Source organism: Nonomuraea diastatica (genome assembly GCF_004349015.1).
Classification (GTDB): Bacteria; Actinomycetota; Actinomycetes; order Streptosporangiales; family Streptosporangiaceae; genus Nonomuraea; species Nonomuraea diastatica.
The window spans coordinates 1-14,729 of record NZ_SMKP01000039.1; the positions used below are offsets into that span (position 1 = coordinate 1).

A 14,729-nucleotide genomic window follows, 5' to 3' on the forward strand; every position below is an offset into this window, starting at 1 on the left:
CACCCACTCCTAGCCACCCCACCCGGCCGGACTCCTGGCATCCCGCCCAGCCGACCTCCTGGCAGCCCACCACCGGCTGCGGCGTGGGAGCGCAGCACCGGCTCAGCGATCGGTCGCGAGCCGGGCGTGACGCTCGACGTCGTAGCGCACGCCGTCGTAGCAGAGCTTGGCCCGCTCGATCCCTTCGGGGCGGAAGCCCGCCTTGGTGGCGACCCGGCACGACGCCGGATTGTCCGTGCGGTGCCCCAGCTCCAGCCGGTGAAGGCCGCGCTCGCCGAACGCCCACCGGGCCAGCTCGTCGGTGGCCGCCGCCGCGATGCCCCGCCCTCTGTACGCCGGCACGACCCAGTAGGACACCCAGCCGTTACCGTGGGCGTCGATCCCGGCGACCGCGACGTTGCCCACGACCAGCTCGCCGATCGTCACGGCGAAGGCGTGACCGGCCCCCGGCCAGGCGGCGATCCAGCCCACGGCGTCCTGGAGGGTGACGACGGGCCACGGCGCCTGGTGCCGCAGATCCGGAGACTGGAAGGCGCGCAACACGGCCGGGGCGTCGTCGTCGCGCCACTCCCGCAGCCGCATGTTCACAGGGGTCACGCTGCCCGAGATTACCCAGGCTGCACCTGTTGCCCGATCTGGTGGGTGGCTTCGAAATCGGCCACCAGCTGCTTCGGCGCGGTCAGGCACCAGGCCTCGGCCACCAGCTCGAACAGCTCGTCAGAGTCGATCCTGTCGAGGTGGACCACCACCCAGCCGAACCGCCCGGCCGTGAACTGCACCTCGAACACCTCTGGCCGCTCGGTCACGAGGGCGATCTGCTCCTCGATCGTGGCCTTGAGCCCGACGGTCTCGGTCGCCTCCCACAGGTAGCCGAAGCCCTTGTCACGCACCTTGAGCCCGATCCACTCGCTGCCATGGCTCATCCGGACCTCGGGCAGCTCGTTCAGCAACTCAAGGAACTCATCGACGCTCACACCCATGCCCGCCTGTGTACCAGACGCGGCCGACACTTCCCTGGCCGCGGCGGACGCACCGTGCCGGCCGCCTCCCCAGAACGATCAATCGTAATAGCGGACTTCCAGCACGTTGCCATCGGGATCAGGAAAGTAAATCGCCTCGGGAGCGATGCCCTGGGCGCCGAAGGTGTTGGTCGCGGTGCCGGAGATCTCCACTCCGTGCTGTTTCAACCGGACCTGGAGGGCGTCGAAATCCTCCCTGCTCACCGACAGGCAGAAATGATTGATCGGATGCCCGGCGCTGCCCTTCACGCCGGTGTGCTCGTCCACCCCTTTTAAGGCGTCGTACGCCATGAGATCGAGGATCGTCCCGGCCGAGATCCGCACGCTGGGAAAGGCCGCCTTGCCATCGCGAAACTCCTCCGTCCGCACCCCGGGCAGCCCGAGCACCTGCTCGTAGAAATGCAGGGACCTGCGCTGGTCGGCAACCCAGCAGACGAGATGGTCAAGGCACACATCCATGAAAACCTCCTGCTCCAATATCTGCCGCCCGCCGCTCCTTGTCCACCTGCAGAACCACCTGCCCACGAATTTCTGCCTCCGCGAAACACGTGGTTAACGTCAAGTTAGCGGTGATGACCTGCACGGTTGAGCCGGCCGCGACATTCCTCCGCACAATGCGGGTGTGATGGAGATCATCGCCACCGGGGCCAATAATAGTCGCAGGCTTTCGGATTCATCATGACGGCCCGTGGCCGGACGGGCCGAACCCGGAGGGCGCGCGCACCCCGCAATGAGAGCGATGATGACGTGGTGGACTATTTCAGCACCTTGATCGCCGTCTCCGACGACTGCCCGGTGGAGCGCAGCGTCGTGCCGGCCCCGCACAACGGCAGGAAGACGGTCGCCGTCCTGCAACACGAGCTGCTCGCCGGGCGGCCGTACGAGCTGACCCAGGAGGACGTCCTCTTCAGGTCCTGGCTCATGCGCCAGCCGGGCTGCGAAGACAGGACGGACGACGAGGTGGCCGCGTTGCGGGACACCTTCTTCGCCAAGTCCCAGGCCTGCCTGCGCGCCTCGCCGCTGCCCAAGAAGTACGGGTTCGGCCTGCTGTTCGATGCCGAGGGCCGGGTGGCACTGTGCCCGATGGAATCCGAGGACTACCGCGCCGGCCTCCACCGCGAGGACGTCAAGGTCCTCAAGGCCATGCGGTCGAGCCGCGGCCGGCCGGGCGCAAGCCGGTGAGTCCGGGGGAAGCCGGTGAGTCCGGGGGAAGCCGGTGAGTCCGGAGGCAGCCGGTGAGTCCGGAGGCAGCCGGTGAGTCCGGAGGCGGGTCAGCGGTCCTGCGGGAGGCGGTAGACGGACACGTGAGAACGTGACTCCGCGGTGAAGTCGGCGCCGGCCCAGTCGGCGTGCCTGGTCTCCAGCTCGAACCCGGCCAGCTTCGCCATGAGGTCGAGCTCGGCCGGCCAGATGTAGCGGTGCGGGCTGCGGAACAGCTGGGCCTGCCTGCTCTCGTCGAACCTGAAGTGGTGCGACACGACCAGCTGGCGCAGCACGTCGTAGGTGTCCAGGCCGATGTAGCCGGGCTCGGCGGTGAAGACCGTCGCCTGCTGGCCCGGTGGCAGCTTGCGCAGTTCGGGCACCCACAACTCGATCACGAACCGCCCGCCGGGCTCGAGATGGCGAGCGGCGTTGCGGAAGCACGCGACCTGTTCGGCCTGGGTGAGCAGGTTGGAGATCGTGTTGAAGACGAGATAGACGAGAGAGTATTTCCCCGGGGCGGAAGCGGTCGCCATGTCGCCGTTGATCACCGGGATCGCCGCTTCGTCCACCTTCGTGCGCAGCTGCTCGATCATCGGCGTGGACAGCTCGATGCCGGTGACAAGCACCCCACGCTCGGCGAGCGGCACGGCCACGCGGCCGGTCCCGATGGCGAACTCGAGCGCCTGCCCGTCGCCCGCGAGCTCGGCGAGGCGGTCGACGGTCGGCTCCAGCACCTCGGACGCGAACATGCCGGTGCCCGGCGTGTCATAGAGCCGGGCGGTCTCAGCGTCCCAGATGCGCTCCTGGGCGTACTCCGGCTCACCGGCCCCCGTCATGCCGCACACCCCATCCGCCGCCGGGCCCGCTGGACGCGGCGTTCGGCGCGGCTCAGCCACTTCTTCTCCTGCGGACTCCTCCGCCTCATCGTTCGCCTTCCGTGACGGTGCTCTTGGGCGATCAACAGTAGGCAGCACGCGGGCCCGGCGTCCAGCGAGTTTCCGCCGGGTCGCGGCACGGACCCGGGAGGCGGGCCGCGACGGCCTCCCCGCGAGGAGGAGGAAAGGTCTCTACTTTTAGAGAAAGCATATCTTCGTACACTGTCTACTATGCTGAGCCCATGGCGGAGCAGATCGGCCTGCGGGAGCGCAAGAGGCGGCGCACGCGCCAGACCCTGATCCACACGGGGCTGCGGCTGTTCGCGGAGCGGGGATACGACCAGACCACCGTGGCCGACATCTGCGCGGCCTCCGAGTTGTCGCCCGCGACCTTCTACAAGCACTTCCCCGCGAAAGAGGACATCGTCTTCGCCGACTATCCCGAGCGGGTCGACGCCATACGAGCGCTGGCCTCCGCGCCCCGCCCGGGAGAGTCACTCGAAAGCCTGCTTCGGCGGGTTTTCGCCGTGGCACTGGAGCCCGGGCGGTGGAGCATCGATCCCGCCGAGGATCTGATCGTGATCCGCACACAACTCATCTTCGCCGTGCCCGCGCTGCGCGCGATCGCGCTGAGATGGCTCTTCGACATCCAGCACGAGTGGGCGAAGGCGCTGCGGGAGGCGTTCCCCGAGCTGGACGACATCACCGCGCACGCCCTCATCGGAGCCATGGTCGGGGCGCTGGCGAGCGCGGGCCGCGCCGCCATCGAGAACGGGCGGCACGGCGTCGCCCTGATCGAGGACATCACCCGTGCCCTCGACGTCGCCATGGCCGGGCTCCCCCACCACCCGACCCCGCGACAGGAACAGGCCGGCGCGACGCCGCTGTAGAAGCACCCGGCCGCCTGTGCTACTTCCGGCCCGGAGCTCCGAAACTTTCGGAGCGCGACGACGACCGGGAAAAGGCCCTACCGGCTCCCGCAACTTTCATCCACATGCCGCCGGCAGCGCCTGGTCATCGAGGCACTGCCGCCACGGAAGCCCGAAAATTTCTATGTTGTGTTGACATGTTTCGGGACGATTCTCACACTGATCAGCGGCTGGACACGCGCGGTGAACAGCCCGTGCCGTCGATCGATCGGCGATCGTCGCCCGCACCCCCCGCCCGGAAGGAGAGCCTCAGTGATCAGGAGCTCGGGCCGCTCAACGATCCGAACAGCGGCCGTCGCGCTGGTGGCAGCGGCACTCTGGGTCGCTGGAGCGGAAACGGCGGCACTCGCCGAGGCGCCCGGGACGCTCGCCAAGAGCCCCGGGACACTGGCCGAGGCGCCCGGGACGCTCGCCGAGGCGCCGGCGGCGCCTTTCGCGGCCGGCGTCGAGGACGAAGGCGCCGACTGCGCGGTGCCCGGCCTGCCCGGCGAAGGATCGCTGCCGTCCAACTCCCGGCTTCCCGACCCCTTCATGAAGCTGGACGGCACGCGCATCACCACCAGGTCCGACTGGCGCTGCCGGCGGGCGGAGATCAAGAAGCTGGCGGAGAGATTCGTCTACGGCGAGAAGCCCGCGAAGCCGGCGAGCGTCACGGGCACGGTCTCCAGCACCGGCATCACGGTGAACGTCAACCACAACGGCAGAAGCTCCAGCTTCTCGGCGAGCGTCTCGCTGCCGAGCGGTTCTGGGCCGTTCCCCGCGGTCGTGGTCCTGGGAGGGTTCGGCGCCGACACGGCGGCCATCAGGGCTGCGGGGGCGGCGGTCATCAGCTACGACCCCTACGCGGTCGGCAGGGAGGGCACACCGCGCAACAACAAGCAAGGCGCGTTCTACAGCGTGTACGGCTCGTCGAGCAGCACCGGGCTGCTGGTCGCCTGGGCCTGGGGCGTGAGCCGCATCATCGACGTCATCGAGCAGTCGGGCGGCGGCATCCTCAGAGCGGATGCCACCGGCGTCACCGGATGCTCGCGGTTCGGCAAGGGCGCCTTCGTGGTCGGCGCGTTCGACCAGCGCATCGCGTTGACCATGCCGATCGAGTCGGGCAGCGCCGGCGTGCCCATCTTCCGCGGCATCCCCGGGGAGGGCGCCCAGAGCCTGAGCAGCGCGTACGGCGAGCAACCGTGGCTGGGAGACGCGTTCGGCTCCTTCACCAGCAGCCCGAACCGGCTCCCTGTGGACACGCACGAAGCAGTGGCCATGATCGCCCCGCGCGGGCTGTTCATCATGGACAACCCCCACATCACCAACCTGGGTCCCAGGTCGGCCAGCGTGGCGGCCCTCGGAGGCGCTGAGGTGTACAAAGCGCTCGGCGCCGGAGAGAACATCACCTACTGGTCCGACGTCCAGGACGGCAGTCACTGCGCCAACCGGGCAGAATGGCGTACCCCGCTACAGCAGCACATCCAGAAGTTCCTCCTCAAGACGGGCAACGCACCCGGCGCAATGAGGATCTCGTCCAGGGCGCAGGGCAACCTGGCCGAGTGGCGAGACTGGCAGACGCCGACCCTCGGCGACGGTTCCGGCGACATCACCGCGCCGGTCACGCCGGGCTCGCCCAACGCGTCCGACGTGACCGCCACCAGCGCCAGGCTGGCCTGGACCGCCTCCACCGACCAGGGCGGTTCCGGCCTGGCCGGCTACACCGTCTACCGGGAGCAGGGCGCCACCGACCCGCAACTCGGCCAGGCGACGACCAACTCGATCACCCTCACCGGCCTGACCGCGAACACCGAATACCAGGTGTACGTACGGGCGCGTGACGGCGCGGGCAACGTGTCCGGCAACTCGCCCTCGGTCACGTTCACCACGACCGGCGGCGGTGGCGACACCTCGCCGCCGACGGCTCCGGCCGGACTGGCGGCCTCAGGAACGACGTCCACCGGCACGAGCCTGACCTGGACGGCCTCGACGGACAACGAAGGCGTCTCCGGCTACGACATCCTGCGCGCTCCCGGCGCGAGCGGCGGCATGTTCGCCCAGGTCGGCACCTCGGCCACGACCTCGTACAACGACACGGGCCTGACCCCCGACACCACCTACCGCTACCAGGTCAGGGCCAGGGACGCCGCGGGCAACACCTCACCAGTCTCGAACACCACCCAGGTCACCACCCGGCCCGGCACGTCCACCGGAGGCTGCACGGCCGAGGCCACCGTCCAGACCCAGTGGGGCACCGGGTACGTCATCCAGCCGCTCACCGTCACCAACACCGGCACTTCGACGATCACCGGCTGGGCCGTCACCTTCACCCTGCCGGCGGGGCACACGCTGACCGGCTCGTGGAACGGCACCACCACCGTCAGCGGACAGACCGTGTCCATCAGGAACGTCGGCCACAACGGCACCCTCGCCCCCGGAGCCGGCACCGGCGGCGTCGGCTTCCAGGTGAGCCGCCCGAACGGCGACACCGCGCTCCCGTCCGGATACACCTGCGTCTGACGCCCGGGGCCCACCCACCCCTCGCGGGCGTGGGTGGGCCCCGCGGCCACGGCCGTGGCCATGCGTGACTCGGCACGGACGCGCGGAGGAGGGGTGCGGCGGCCGCACGCAACTCGGTGCCGAACGGCGCGCTCGACCAGCAGGGCATAGCGGGAGTTGTGCAACAGGCCGGGATCCCGGGGGCCGTTGCCCGGAGTATCGTCCAGATCAGATACTGAGGAAACGGGACGATCCCGGAGGTCAGGTTGGCCCAGGAGGAGATCCGCCGGCACAACGCCGGCACCCTGCTCCGACACGTGCACCTGGGCGGCGCGGTCTCCCGCACGGCGCTGGCCGAGCGGATGAGGCTGAACCGCAGCACCATCATGGCGCTGACCACCGAGCTCGCCACTGCGGGCCTGGTCCGCGAAGAGCTTCCCGCCGACACCGGCCGGGCGGGACGGCCGTCGCTGGTGGTCCGCCCCGACTCCGGCCAGGTCTACGTGCTCGCCTTCGACGTCGCCGTGGACCGGCTGGTCGCCGCCCGGGTCGCGCTCGGCGGGATCATGCTGGATCGCCGGGAAGCCGTCCGCCCGCGCGCCGGAGCCGACCTCGACCGCGTGGTCGAGGTGCTCGCCCGGTTCGGCCGTCAGCTGCACCGTACGGCCCCTCCGGACTCCGTGTGCGTCGGCGTCGGCGCGTCCTACTGCGGCATGATCCGGCCCGGCGACGGCATGGTGCGCTTCGGCCCCGACATGGGCTGGGTGGACCAGGCGTTCGGCACCGAGCTCGGCCGCCGGCTGGGCCTCGGCCTGCCCGTGTCCGTGGGCAACGAGGCACACCTCGGCGCGCTGGCCGAGCAACAACGCGGAGCGGGCTCCGGCTTCCAGAACCTGATCTATCTCCACGGGGACGTCGGCGTGGGCGGCGGCATCATCGTGGGCGGCAAGCTGCTGGACGGCGACGGCGGCTACGGGTGCGAACTGGGGCACATGGTGGTGAACCCGTACAACGGGCGTCCCTGCGGATGTGGCTCACATGGTTGCCTGGAGGCGGAGGTCGGCGAGCGGGCGCTCCTCGACGCCGCGGGCCGGCCCGCCGACCTGTTCGGCCGCGACGCCGTACGAGCCGTGGTCGACGACGCCGACCGCGGCGATTCCGCAGCCCAGGAGGCGCTGCACCAGGTCGGCGACTGGCTCGGCATCGGCGTGGCCAACCTCATCAATCTCTTCAATCCCGGCATGGTCGTCTTCGGCGGCATGCTGCGCGACATGTACCCGGGCGCGGCAACCCAGGTGCGCGCCCGCATCGCCACCAACGTGCTGCCCGTCGCCCGCGAACGGGTGAGGCTGCGCACCTCGGCGCTCGGAGACGACGCCACCCTGGTCGGCGCCGCCGAACTCGGCTTCTCCGACCTGCTGGCCGACCCGCTGGGCGTGCTCACCCGCACGACGAGATGACCCACGTGGTGCGGCCGACCGGCCGTTTCCCCGTTCCCGCAGTGGCACGGAGACGATCGAAGCACCAATCCTTTTCTGGAGAGAATGTCAAGGATTTGTGCACTGGCTGATAAGGCGAACCGCCACTGCGGTTGTACATTTCACACGGGTCGAAACAAACGCCATTTGACAGCTGCATCCGCGGTGCGACCGGCGAGCCTCCGCACGTCCGGAACCGTTCGGCGGCGTCTCGTTGAATGGCCAACGAAGAAACGGGAGACACACATGTTCACCATGAGACGCGCCGTCGGCGCCTTCGCTCTCGGCTTGACCGTGGCCGCCGGCGCCGCCGCCCTGACGGCGCCCGCCGCAGCGGCCGCGACCACAGGGCCGGTCAAGCCGGCTGGTTACTGGGACCTCATCCGGTGGTACCCCGGCACCACTCAGGGGGGAATCGACTGCAACAACGCCGGCAAACAGTACGGCGGCTCCTACCGGTGCGATCTCGCGACCATCGGCGGCGTACGAGTGTACGAGCTCTACATCTGGCGGGAATGATCCGGCGACAAGGCGATCGCCGTGAACGACGGCGAGACATCGGAAAGGGACCGCGTGCTGCCCGCCCAGGGCCAGGACGGGCACATGAATCGTTCCAGCGTCCGGACGGACTTGTTCAAGTCGGCAAGGAAGGACGATAAATGCGCAGACAATTAATTCTCTCGCTCGCCGCCACGCTGATCGCCTTACGACCTTTTCCATGAACGCTTCCGCGCAGGCGGGCTCATGGTCGGCCGCCTCCGCCGAGGACGAGGACGTCGCGCTGGTCGCCGAGCAGAGAGGGCTCTCCCTGACCGAGGCCCAGGCCCGCTACGGCTGGTACACGTGGGACAACGTACGCGATGTCTCCAGCGTCAGGCGTCCGGTGCTCGACCAGAGCATCTGCCACTTCGGCCGTACGACGGGCAGGGACTGCTCGGCGCCCGTCTTCGCGCTCGACGTCTGCAGCGGCGACTTCTGCGACATTGTCGCCGTGACGGCGCACACCACTGACAACGGGGACAGCGGCGGACCCTGGTACTACACCACCACCGCCTACGGTGTCCACCACGGCTGGAGGTCGATCGGCGGCAAGGAGCGCGCCCTGTTCACCGAGGTGGCGAACTTCCCGCTCATGGACGTCAACGTCCTTACGCGCTAGATGCGCCCTGCGACGATCTGGAAGAACGGGCTATTGACGCCGATGACTGGTGCCTCCATCGGTGTCATGGCGCTGATCACGACTCGAAAGTCGTTGTCCTGCGCCTCCCGTACGAACGCTGTCAGACGGCCTTCACACCTCGGCTTATTCCTTGCCGTGGGTGGGGACGATATCGAGCTTGCGCATGCGACGGACGCTCCATTCCCCCAGAGCGCCGAGCGCCGCGTAAAGCGCAACCCCTTCGTCGGTCAGCTCGTATTCGACTCGGGGCGGTGTCTCCTCGAACACGGTCCGCCGGACGATCCCGTCCGCCTCGAGCTCGCGTAGTTGCTGGGCGAGCACCTTCTCACTGACGCCGGGGAGGCTGCGGCGCAACTCCCCGAATCGGTGGAGCCGCTCGTCCAGCGCCCAGAGAATCAGCGCTTTCCACTTGCCTCCGACGACGTCCATCGCGGCGTCGAGGGCACAGATGTAGGGCGGGTTACGCACCCGTCTCATGATAGCCGGACCGCGCCGCCCTACTCCTGGATGCCCTGGTACGGGCTCAGCCGGCGGTGACGGCGCGCTGCATCCGCCACAGCGAGGAGCGCAGGTGTCCGGCCAGATCCGCGGGCACACCCGCCTCCGCGGAGGCGGAGAGGATGGTCTCCAGGCCGGTCGCCTGCATCGCGGGGTTGTACTCGTCGGGGACGGATTCGCTCACGTCGGCGCCGGCGACCGTGATCGGAAGCATCTGCTCCATCCACGGCCGGAGCACCTCGCGCTTGAACGTCTCCACGTCGCCGCCTTCCGCGTGGACCAGTGCCACGGCGTGGTCTGCCCCGGCGCCCATGCCGTACATGCCGCTGAGCGCGGCCATATCGTACAGCGCCGCGAGTCCCGGGTCCTCGCCCACCCAATGAGGACGGCCGATGGGGCCGAGCACCGGGGCGACACGGTCGAACAGGTCACGCGCACCGCTGTAGAGGATGAAGGATCCCTCCGTCCCCACCGTCGGAGGCACGGCCATGATCCCGCCGGCGAGGAAGCGCACCCCGTACCCACCGAGCCATCCGGCGAGCTCGCGTGCCTGACGTACAGAGCCGCTGGTGAGGTTGACGAGCGTCCCGCCGGCCGGCTTGCGCAAGGCCGGTCCGAGCGCCTCCCGGACGCTGGCGTCGTCCAGCAGGCAGGCGACCGTCAGGCCGCCCGCCCCGATCGCCTCCTCCACGCTCGACGCCTCCCGCGCACCGCGCGCAACGAGTTCGCCCGCTTTCCCGGGCGTACGGTTCCAGACCGTCACCTCGCGACCGGCTTCGAGGAGCGCGCTCGCGAGTGCGCTCCCCATGGCTCCCAGACCGACGATGCTGATTCGTTCATGTCGCATATTCATGGGAACACTGTTCACTCGGGTCGGTACGCGCCACAAGAACGCACTTCAAAGTGCGTGGTTACGTGGAGGTTAGTGCTCAAGCCTCAGGTGGTGATCTTCACTGTTCACCGGCGGCTGGGACGTTCGTCGTGGCCGGCTCGGACGCGTGCTTGATGACGCGGCTCCAGCGGCAAGATCACGATCTACGGCCGGAGTATGACCCTGGCTGTTTTCCTCTGGGCCCGGCAACGCGGCACAGGCTAAAGTCGTCGATGATTTCGATGCATGAGGTGAGTCGCTCCCATTACAGGTTGGAGTAACCCCCATACCGCAATACCCGTTGGGCACCTCAGCCGTCTCAGACAGGGACCACCTGCACTGCTTTCCCGCACAGTTTGCTCATGTCGTCCTCGTCGGACGTCAGAACGACGGCAGGGCGCACCGAGCGCAGTGCGGTGACCGCGACCACAGCGTCAATGGCGCACTTGTGACCGTGCAGGCGGACATCTCGAAGACGCTCGATCGCTCGCGACGAGATATCCTCGGTAACCGGCTCGATCTTCAGCCGGGACAGGTGCCACCTCAGGCGATCACCCTTGATGCGGACATCTTGCGACCGGACAGGAGACTCCGGTGCCGCCGATGCCGCAGTAGCCATTGGGCACTTTGTAGAGATATTGCTGGTGGTAGCACTTCATCTCGCGCGATAAATCAGGCTCAGGCCGCGGGAGCACGTGGACTGATTCGCACCTCCAGCTCGGCGCCCAGAGCCCTGGCCAGTCGCTCGAGGACCGGCAGCGTCGGCACGGTACCTCCTCCTTCGAAACGGGCCACCGCTGACTGCGTCATGCCAGCCGCACGAGCCAGCTCACTCTGGCTCCACCCGCGAGATTCGCGCATCTGTCGTACTGCCCGACCGAGTTCGAAGGCGAGACGAGCCGCATCGTACGCCTCGGCCGCCCTGGGCTCGGACAGTCGTCGGTCACGAAGATCAGCCCAATCGGTCCGCTCGGTCATCATCACTCCTCGTCCACCGAGTGCGCCTCGTCCTTGCAACGGGACAACGCCCGCCGCGCCCGCTCCACTTCTCGATCTTCCCTCATTCGTGTTTTGCGGAAAACAGTCAGAAGGATGATCCGCCGATCCGAAGCGATCCAGTAGCTGATCCGCATTGTCAGATCATCAAGGTAGAACCGCAGCTCGCGCAGCTTGCCATCGAGCTGTCGCGTGTACGGCTCTCCCAGCAGCGGGCCTTCCGCCGCCAGCAGATCGACATAGAAAGCCGCTCGCGCGAACGACTCTGCCGAAAGCTTCTCCAGCCACTCCCGAACTTCCGGTTCCAGCCCTACGCTACCCCAGACCATAGCAACGATGCTATGGCAGCAGGACTCCCCGATCCGATCGCAGAATTTTGACCGCCCGAAGTGATGCCACAACTACCCATAGCTACTTCAGCGGACACAGGAGGCAACAAGGAAGCCCTCGAGACCGGTGTCCACGGCTCCCGCGGCCCTACACCTCGCCGGACGTGAGCCCGACCGGGCAGGCGACGCCCGTGCCACCGATCCCGCAGTACCCATTGGGCACTTTGTACAGGTATTGCTGGTGATAGTCCTCGGCGAAGTAGAAGGGGCCGGCGGGGGCGAGCTCGGTTGTGATGTCGGCGTACCCGGCCTGCTTCAGCACCTTCTGGTAGGCGTCACGCGACGTCTCGGCGGCCTTCTGCTGCTCCGGGGAGTGGTAGTAGATGGCCGAACGATATTGGGTGCCGACGTCGTTGCCCTGGCGCATGCCCTGCGTCGGGTCGTGAGCCTCCCAGAAGATCTTGAGGAGCTCTTCGTACGACACCTTCGCCGGGTCGAGGACGACCCTGACGACCTCCGCGTGCCCGGTGAGGCCGCTGCAGACCTCGTCGTACGTCGGGTTGGGGGTGTGGCCGCCCTGGTAGCCGACGGCCGTCGTGACGACGCCCGGGGTCTGCCAGAACGTGCGCTCGGCGCCCCAGAAGCAGCCGAGGCCGAAGTCGGCGACCTCCAGCCCCGGTGTGTACGGCGGGGCGAGGGGGGCGTCGAGGACGGCGTGGCGGTCCGGCACGGGGATAGGCTCCGCGCGCCCCGGCAGGGTGTCCTCCGGTCGGACCATCGATGTCTTGTTGCCGCCGAACAGCCAGCCCATAACGCACCTCCAGAGGTCTTCCCTCAGCTTACATACGCGCCAACACTTAAGGGCTCCTGAATAATTCCCTATAGAGGAACAGGTTTGTGTTTAAGGGTGGTAATGCCCGAAACTGAAGTACATGCCTGACCTTCGGCGTGGCGTACTGTTCGGGATCGCCGCCTACACCATGTGGGGCCTGTTTCCGCTCTACTGGCCCCTGCTGAAACCCTCGGGCGCCGTGGAGATCCTGGCGCACCGCATGGCGTGGTCGCTGGTCGCCGTCGTCGCCGTGCTGGCCGTGCGCAGGCACTGGTCGTGGTTCAGGGAGTTGGCCCGCCGGCCGGGGAAACGCGGCCTGCTGAGCCTCGCCGCCGTCGTGATCACCATCAACTGGGGCACCTACATCTACGCGGTCAACACCGGGCACGTGGTCGAGAGCGCCCTGGGATACTTCATCAGCCCTCTCGTCAACGTGCTGTTCGGGGTGGTGTTGCTGCGGGAGCGGCTGCGGCCGTTGCAGTGGGCGGCGGTCGGGTTCGGGGCGCTGGCCGTGCTCGTGCTGACGGTCGACTACGGCCGGCCGCCGTGGATCGCGCTCACGCTGGGGATGAGCTTCGGCGCGTACGGGCTGGTCAAAAAGCGGGCCAACGTGGCGGCGACCGAGAGCCTGGCCGTGGAGACGCTGATCCTGCTCCTGCCGGCCCTCGGCTACCTGCTCTTCCTGCAGGGCACCGGCACGGCGACGTTCGGGACAGAGGGCGTCTGGCACGCGGTGCTGCTGGCGAGCGGAGGGCTGGTCACGGCCGTGCCGCTGATCTGCTTCGGGGCGGCGGCCATCAGGGTGCCGTTGAGCACCATCGGGCTGCTGCAGTACATCGCGCCGATCCTGCAGTTCGCGTGCGGCGTGCTGATCGTGCAGGAGGTCATGCCGCCCAGCCGGTGGATCGGCTTCGCGATCGTCTGGGTGGCGCTGGCGGTCTTCACGTACGACAGTCTCCGGACGGCGCGTGCGGCCGCCCGGGTCAGGCGAACGGCCGCCCAATCGGCCGCCCAATCAGACGATCCGGCAGACGATCCGGCGGGCGATCAGCCGCTGCGCTCCACCACGTAGTCGCATAGCGCCAAAAATGCGTTCTTGGCGGGGATGTCGGGAAGGCCGAAAATGTCGGCACGGGCCTGGTCCACCCACGACTCCAGCTCCGCCCGCGCCCGCGCCATCCCGGGATGCGCCCGCAGCAGCGTCAACGCCTCCTCGACCTCGTCCTCGGCGAGCGGCCCCGACAGCAGCGAGGTCAGCCGGGACGCCTCCCCTGAGGCCAGCGCGTACAGGACCGGAAGGGTCCTGACGCCCTCGCGCAGGTCGGTGCCCGGCGTCTTGCCCGACTCAGCCCCGCTGGAGGCCACGTCGAGCAGGTCGTCGCCGAGCTGCCAGGCCACCCCGATGGCCTCGCACGCGCGGCTGAGCCGCTCCTCCACGTCGGCGGGAGCCCCGGAAAGCAGCGCGCCGAAGCGGCCCGACGCGGCGATCAGCGAGCCCGTCTTGTCGGCCAGCACGCTGAGATAGTGGCCGACCGGGTCCTCGTCGTCGCGCGGGCCGATGGTCTCGCGGATCTGCCCCTGGACGAGGCGGGAGAACGTCTGGGCCTGGACGCGGATCAGCTCGGGGCCCAGGTCGGCCAGGATGTCGGAGGCCTGCGCGAACAGGTAGTCGCCGGTGAGGATCGCCACGGTGTTGTCCCACCGGGCGTTGGCGGAGGGAGAGCCCCGGCGCACCGGGGCCTCGTCCATGACGTCGTCGTGGTAGAGCGAACCCAGGTGGGTCAGCTCGATCACGACCGCGCCGGGCACCACACCCGGCGCTGACGGGTCGCCGAACTGCGCGGCCAGCAACACCATTAGCGTCCTGAACCGCTTGCCACCTGCCTCGATGAGGTGCCTGGACGCCTCCGTGACGAAGGCGTCCTGGCTCTCCACGGACGAGCGCAGCAGCTTCTCGACCGCGGCCAGTCCGTTGGCCACGTCCTGCGCCAACCGCTCGTCCTCAATGGGAAGGTCAACCACGGGAGGCGCGGACATACGG

General features: G+C 68.5%; 17 protein-coding genes and 1 pseudogene. 7 read left to right on the top strand and 11 right to left on the bottom strand.

The annotated features are described in order from the left end of the window. Positions 1 to 102: 102 nt before the first annotated feature. The 3 genes from E1294_RS15825 to E1294_RS15835 all read right to left on the bottom strand — a co-directional run bounded on the left by E1294_RS15825 (position 103) and on the right by E1294_RS15835 (position 1,478). The gene (locus E1294_RS15825) at positions 103 to 597 is read right to left on the bottom strand and encodes a GNAT family N-acetyltransferase (protein ID WP_246083045.1); all 495 of its coding nucleotides are present in this window, start codon (positions 595 to 597) and stop codon (positions 103 to 105) included. A gap of 11 nt (positions 598 to 608) precedes the next feature. Next, complete coding sequence (locus E1294_RS15830; protein WP_132509220.1) at positions 609 to 980, bottom strand: MmcQ/YjbR family DNA-binding protein; 372 nt, start codon at positions 978 to 980, stop codon at positions 609 to 611. A gap of 78 nt (positions 981 to 1,058) precedes the next feature. Beyond that, positions 1,059 to 1,478: a VOC family protein gene (locus E1294_RS15835; RefSeq protein ID WP_132509222.1), complete on the bottom strand. Its 420-nt coding sequence runs from the start codon at positions 1,476 to 1,478 to the stop codon at positions 1,059 to 1,061. A 291-nt stretch (positions 1,479 to 1,769) separates the two neighbouring features. On the opposite strand from E1294_RS15835, the gene E1294_RS15840 reads away from it, so the two are divergent. Beyond that, on the top strand, positions 1,770 to 2,201 hold the full coding sequence (locus E1294_RS15840; RefSeq protein WP_220447767.1) for a DUF6157 family protein: 432 nt from the start codon (positions 1,770 to 1,772) through the stop codon (positions 2,199 to 2,201). A gap of 89 nt (positions 2,202 to 2,290) precedes the next feature. Here E1294_RS15840 and E1294_RS15845 read toward each other — a convergent pair whose 3' ends face one another. After that, positions 2,291 to 3,058, bottom strand: coding sequence for a class I SAM-dependent methyltransferase (locus E1294_RS15845; protein ID WP_132509226.1), 768 nt, complete (start codon positions 3,056 to 3,058; stop codon positions 2,291 to 2,293). 281 nt (positions 3,059 to 3,339) lie between these two features. Between E1294_RS15845 and E1294_RS15850 the strand changes: the two genes are divergently transcribed. The 5 genes from E1294_RS15850 (at position 3,340) to E1294_RS15870 (ending at position 9,141) form a co-directional block, all read left to right on the top strand. Beyond that, positions 3,340 to 3,987, top strand: a complete 648-nt coding sequence (locus E1294_RS15850) for a TetR/AcrR family transcriptional regulator (protein WP_132509228.1) — start codon at positions 3,340 to 3,342, stop codon at positions 3,985 to 3,987. 291 nt (positions 3,988 to 4,278) lie between these two features. Then, entirely contained in the window at positions 4,279 to 6,525 is a 2,247-nt protein-coding gene (locus E1294_RS55805) for a fibronectin type III domain-containing protein (protein ID WP_165977314.1), read from the top strand. A 245-nt stretch (positions 6,526 to 6,770) separates the two neighbouring features. Beyond that, a complete protein-coding gene (locus tag E1294_RS15860) occupies positions 6,771 to 7,964 on the top strand; it encodes an ROK family transcriptional regulator (protein ID WP_181958502.1) in 1,194 nt (397 codons plus the stop codon). A 264-nt stretch (positions 7,965 to 8,228) separates the two neighbouring features. After that, positions 8,229 to 8,501 carry a hypothetical protein gene (locus E1294_RS15865; protein WP_132509232.1) on the top strand — a complete coding sequence of 91 codons (273 nt, stop codon included), beginning with the start codon at positions 8,229 to 8,231 and terminating at the stop codon, positions 8,499 to 8,501. 199 nt (positions 8,502 to 8,700) lie between these two features. Further along, a complete protein-coding gene (locus tag E1294_RS15870; RefSeq protein ID WP_132509234.1) occupies positions 8,701 to 9,141 on the top strand; it encodes a chymotrypsin family serine protease in 441 nt (146 codons plus the stop codon). A 144-nt stretch (positions 9,142 to 9,285) separates the two neighbouring features. Here the strand turns inward: E1294_RS15870 and E1294_RS15875 are convergent, their stop codons facing one another. From E1294_RS15875 to msrA, 6 genes and pseudogenes are all read right to left on the bottom strand, one after another. Continuing rightward, the gene (locus tag E1294_RS15875) at positions 9,286 to 9,639 is read right to left on the bottom strand and encodes a winged helix-turn-helix transcriptional regulator (RefSeq protein ID WP_165977315.1); all 354 of its coding nucleotides are present in this window, start codon (positions 9,637 to 9,639) and stop codon (positions 9,286 to 9,288) included. Positions 9,640 to 9,685: 46 nt separating this feature from the next. Then, on the bottom strand, positions 9,686 to 10,513 hold the full coding sequence (locus E1294_RS15880; protein WP_165977316.1) for an NAD(P)-binding domain-containing protein: 828 nt from the start codon (positions 10,511 to 10,513) through the stop codon (positions 9,686 to 9,688). Between the two features lie 569 nt (positions 10,514 to 11,082). Continuing rightward, positions 11,083 to 11,181: pseudogene (locus tag E1294_RS57745) on the bottom strand (peptide-methionine (S)-S-oxide reductase MsrA); the annotation flags it as partial. Between the two features lie 28 nt (positions 11,182 to 11,209). Continuing rightward, positions 11,210 to 11,512, bottom strand: coding sequence for a helix-turn-helix domain-containing protein (locus E1294_RS15890; RefSeq protein WP_342775053.1), 303 nt, complete (start codon positions 11,510 to 11,512; stop codon positions 11,210 to 11,212). Next, positions 11,512 to 11,856, bottom strand: a complete 345-nt coding sequence (locus tag E1294_RS15895; RefSeq protein ID WP_132509240.1) for a type II toxin-antitoxin system RelE/ParE family toxin — start codon at positions 11,854 to 11,856, stop codon at positions 11,512 to 11,514. The genes E1294_RS15890 and E1294_RS15895 overlap by 1 nt, the downstream gene beginning before the upstream one ends. Before the next feature lie 148 nt (positions 11,857 to 12,004). Continuing rightward, positions 12,005 to 12,667 carry a peptide-methionine (S)-S-oxide reductase MsrA gene (msrA, locus tag E1294_RS15900; protein ID WP_132509242.1) on the bottom strand — a complete coding sequence of 221 codons (663 nt, stop codon included), beginning with the start codon at positions 12,665 to 12,667 and terminating at the stop codon, positions 12,005 to 12,007. A gap of 121 nt (positions 12,668 to 12,788) precedes the next feature. Between msrA and rarD the strand changes: the two genes are divergently transcribed. Beyond that, positions 12,789 to 13,760 (top strand): EamA family transporter RarD, encoded by a 972-nt coding sequence (gene rarD / locus E1294_RS15905; RefSeq protein ID WP_132509244.1) that lies wholly within the window; start codon positions 12,789 to 12,791, stop codon positions 13,758 to 13,760. On the opposite strand, the gene E1294_RS15910 is transcribed toward rarD, so the two are convergent. Then, positions 13,736 to 14,725 carry a polyprenyl synthetase family protein gene (locus E1294_RS15910; protein ID WP_132509246.1) on the bottom strand — a complete coding sequence of 330 codons (990 nt, stop codon included), beginning with the start codon at positions 14,723 to 14,725 and terminating at the stop codon, positions 13,736 to 13,738. The two genes, rarD and E1294_RS15910, sit on opposite strands and share 25 nt — an antisense overlap. Positions 14,726 to 14,729: the final 4 nt, after the last annotated feature.

Coding starts and splice junctions, on each gene's coding strand:
- E1294_RS15830 (WP_132509220.1), bottom strand. CDS start 980: ATGGGTGTGAGCGTCGATGAGTTCCTTGAGTTGCTGAACGAGCTGCCC.
- E1294_RS15835 (WP_132509222.1), bottom strand. CDS start 1,478: ATGGATGTGTGCCTTGACCATCTCGTCTGCTGGGTTGCCGACCAGCGC.
- E1294_RS15845 (WP_132509226.1), bottom strand. CDS start 3,058: ATGACGGGGGCCGGTGAGCCGGAGTACGCCCAGGAGCGCATCTGGGAC.
- E1294_RS15850 (WP_132509228.1), top strand. CDS start 3,340: ATGGCGGAGCAGATCGGCCTGCGGGAGCGCAAGAGGCGGCGCACGCGC.
- E1294_RS15865 (WP_132509232.1), top strand. CDS start 8,229: ATGTTCACCATGAGACGCGCCGTCGGCGCCTTCGCTCTCGGCTTGACC.
- E1294_RS15870 (WP_132509234.1), top strand. CDS start 8,701: ATGAACGCTTCCGCGCAGGCGGGCTCATGGTCGGCCGCCTCCGCCGAG.
- E1294_RS15875 (WP_165977315.1), bottom strand. CDS start 9,639: ATGAGACGGGTGCGTAACCCGCCCTACATCTGTGCCCTCGACGCCGCG.
- E1294_RS15880 (WP_165977316.1), bottom strand. CDS start 10,513: ATGAATATGCGACATGAACGAATCAGCATCGTCGGTCTGGGAGCCATG.
- E1294_RS15890 (WP_342775053.1), bottom strand. CDS start 11,512: ATGATGACCGAGCGGACCGATTGGGCTGATCTTCGTGACCGACGACTG.
- E1294_RS15895 (WP_132509240.1), bottom strand. CDS start 11,856: ATGGTCTGGGGTAGCGTAGGGCTGGAACCGGAAGTTCGGGAGTGGCTG.
- msrA (WP_132509242.1), bottom strand. CDS start 12,667: ATGGGCTGGCTGTTCGGCGGCAACAAGACATCGATGGTCCGACCGGAG.
- rarD (WP_132509244.1), top strand. CDS start 12,789: ATGCCTGACCTTCGGCGTGGCGTACTGTTCGGGATCGCCGCCTACACC.
- E1294_RS15910 (WP_132509246.1), bottom strand. CDS start 14,725: ATGTCCGCGCCTCCCGTGGTTGACCTTCCCATTGAGGACGAGCGGTTG.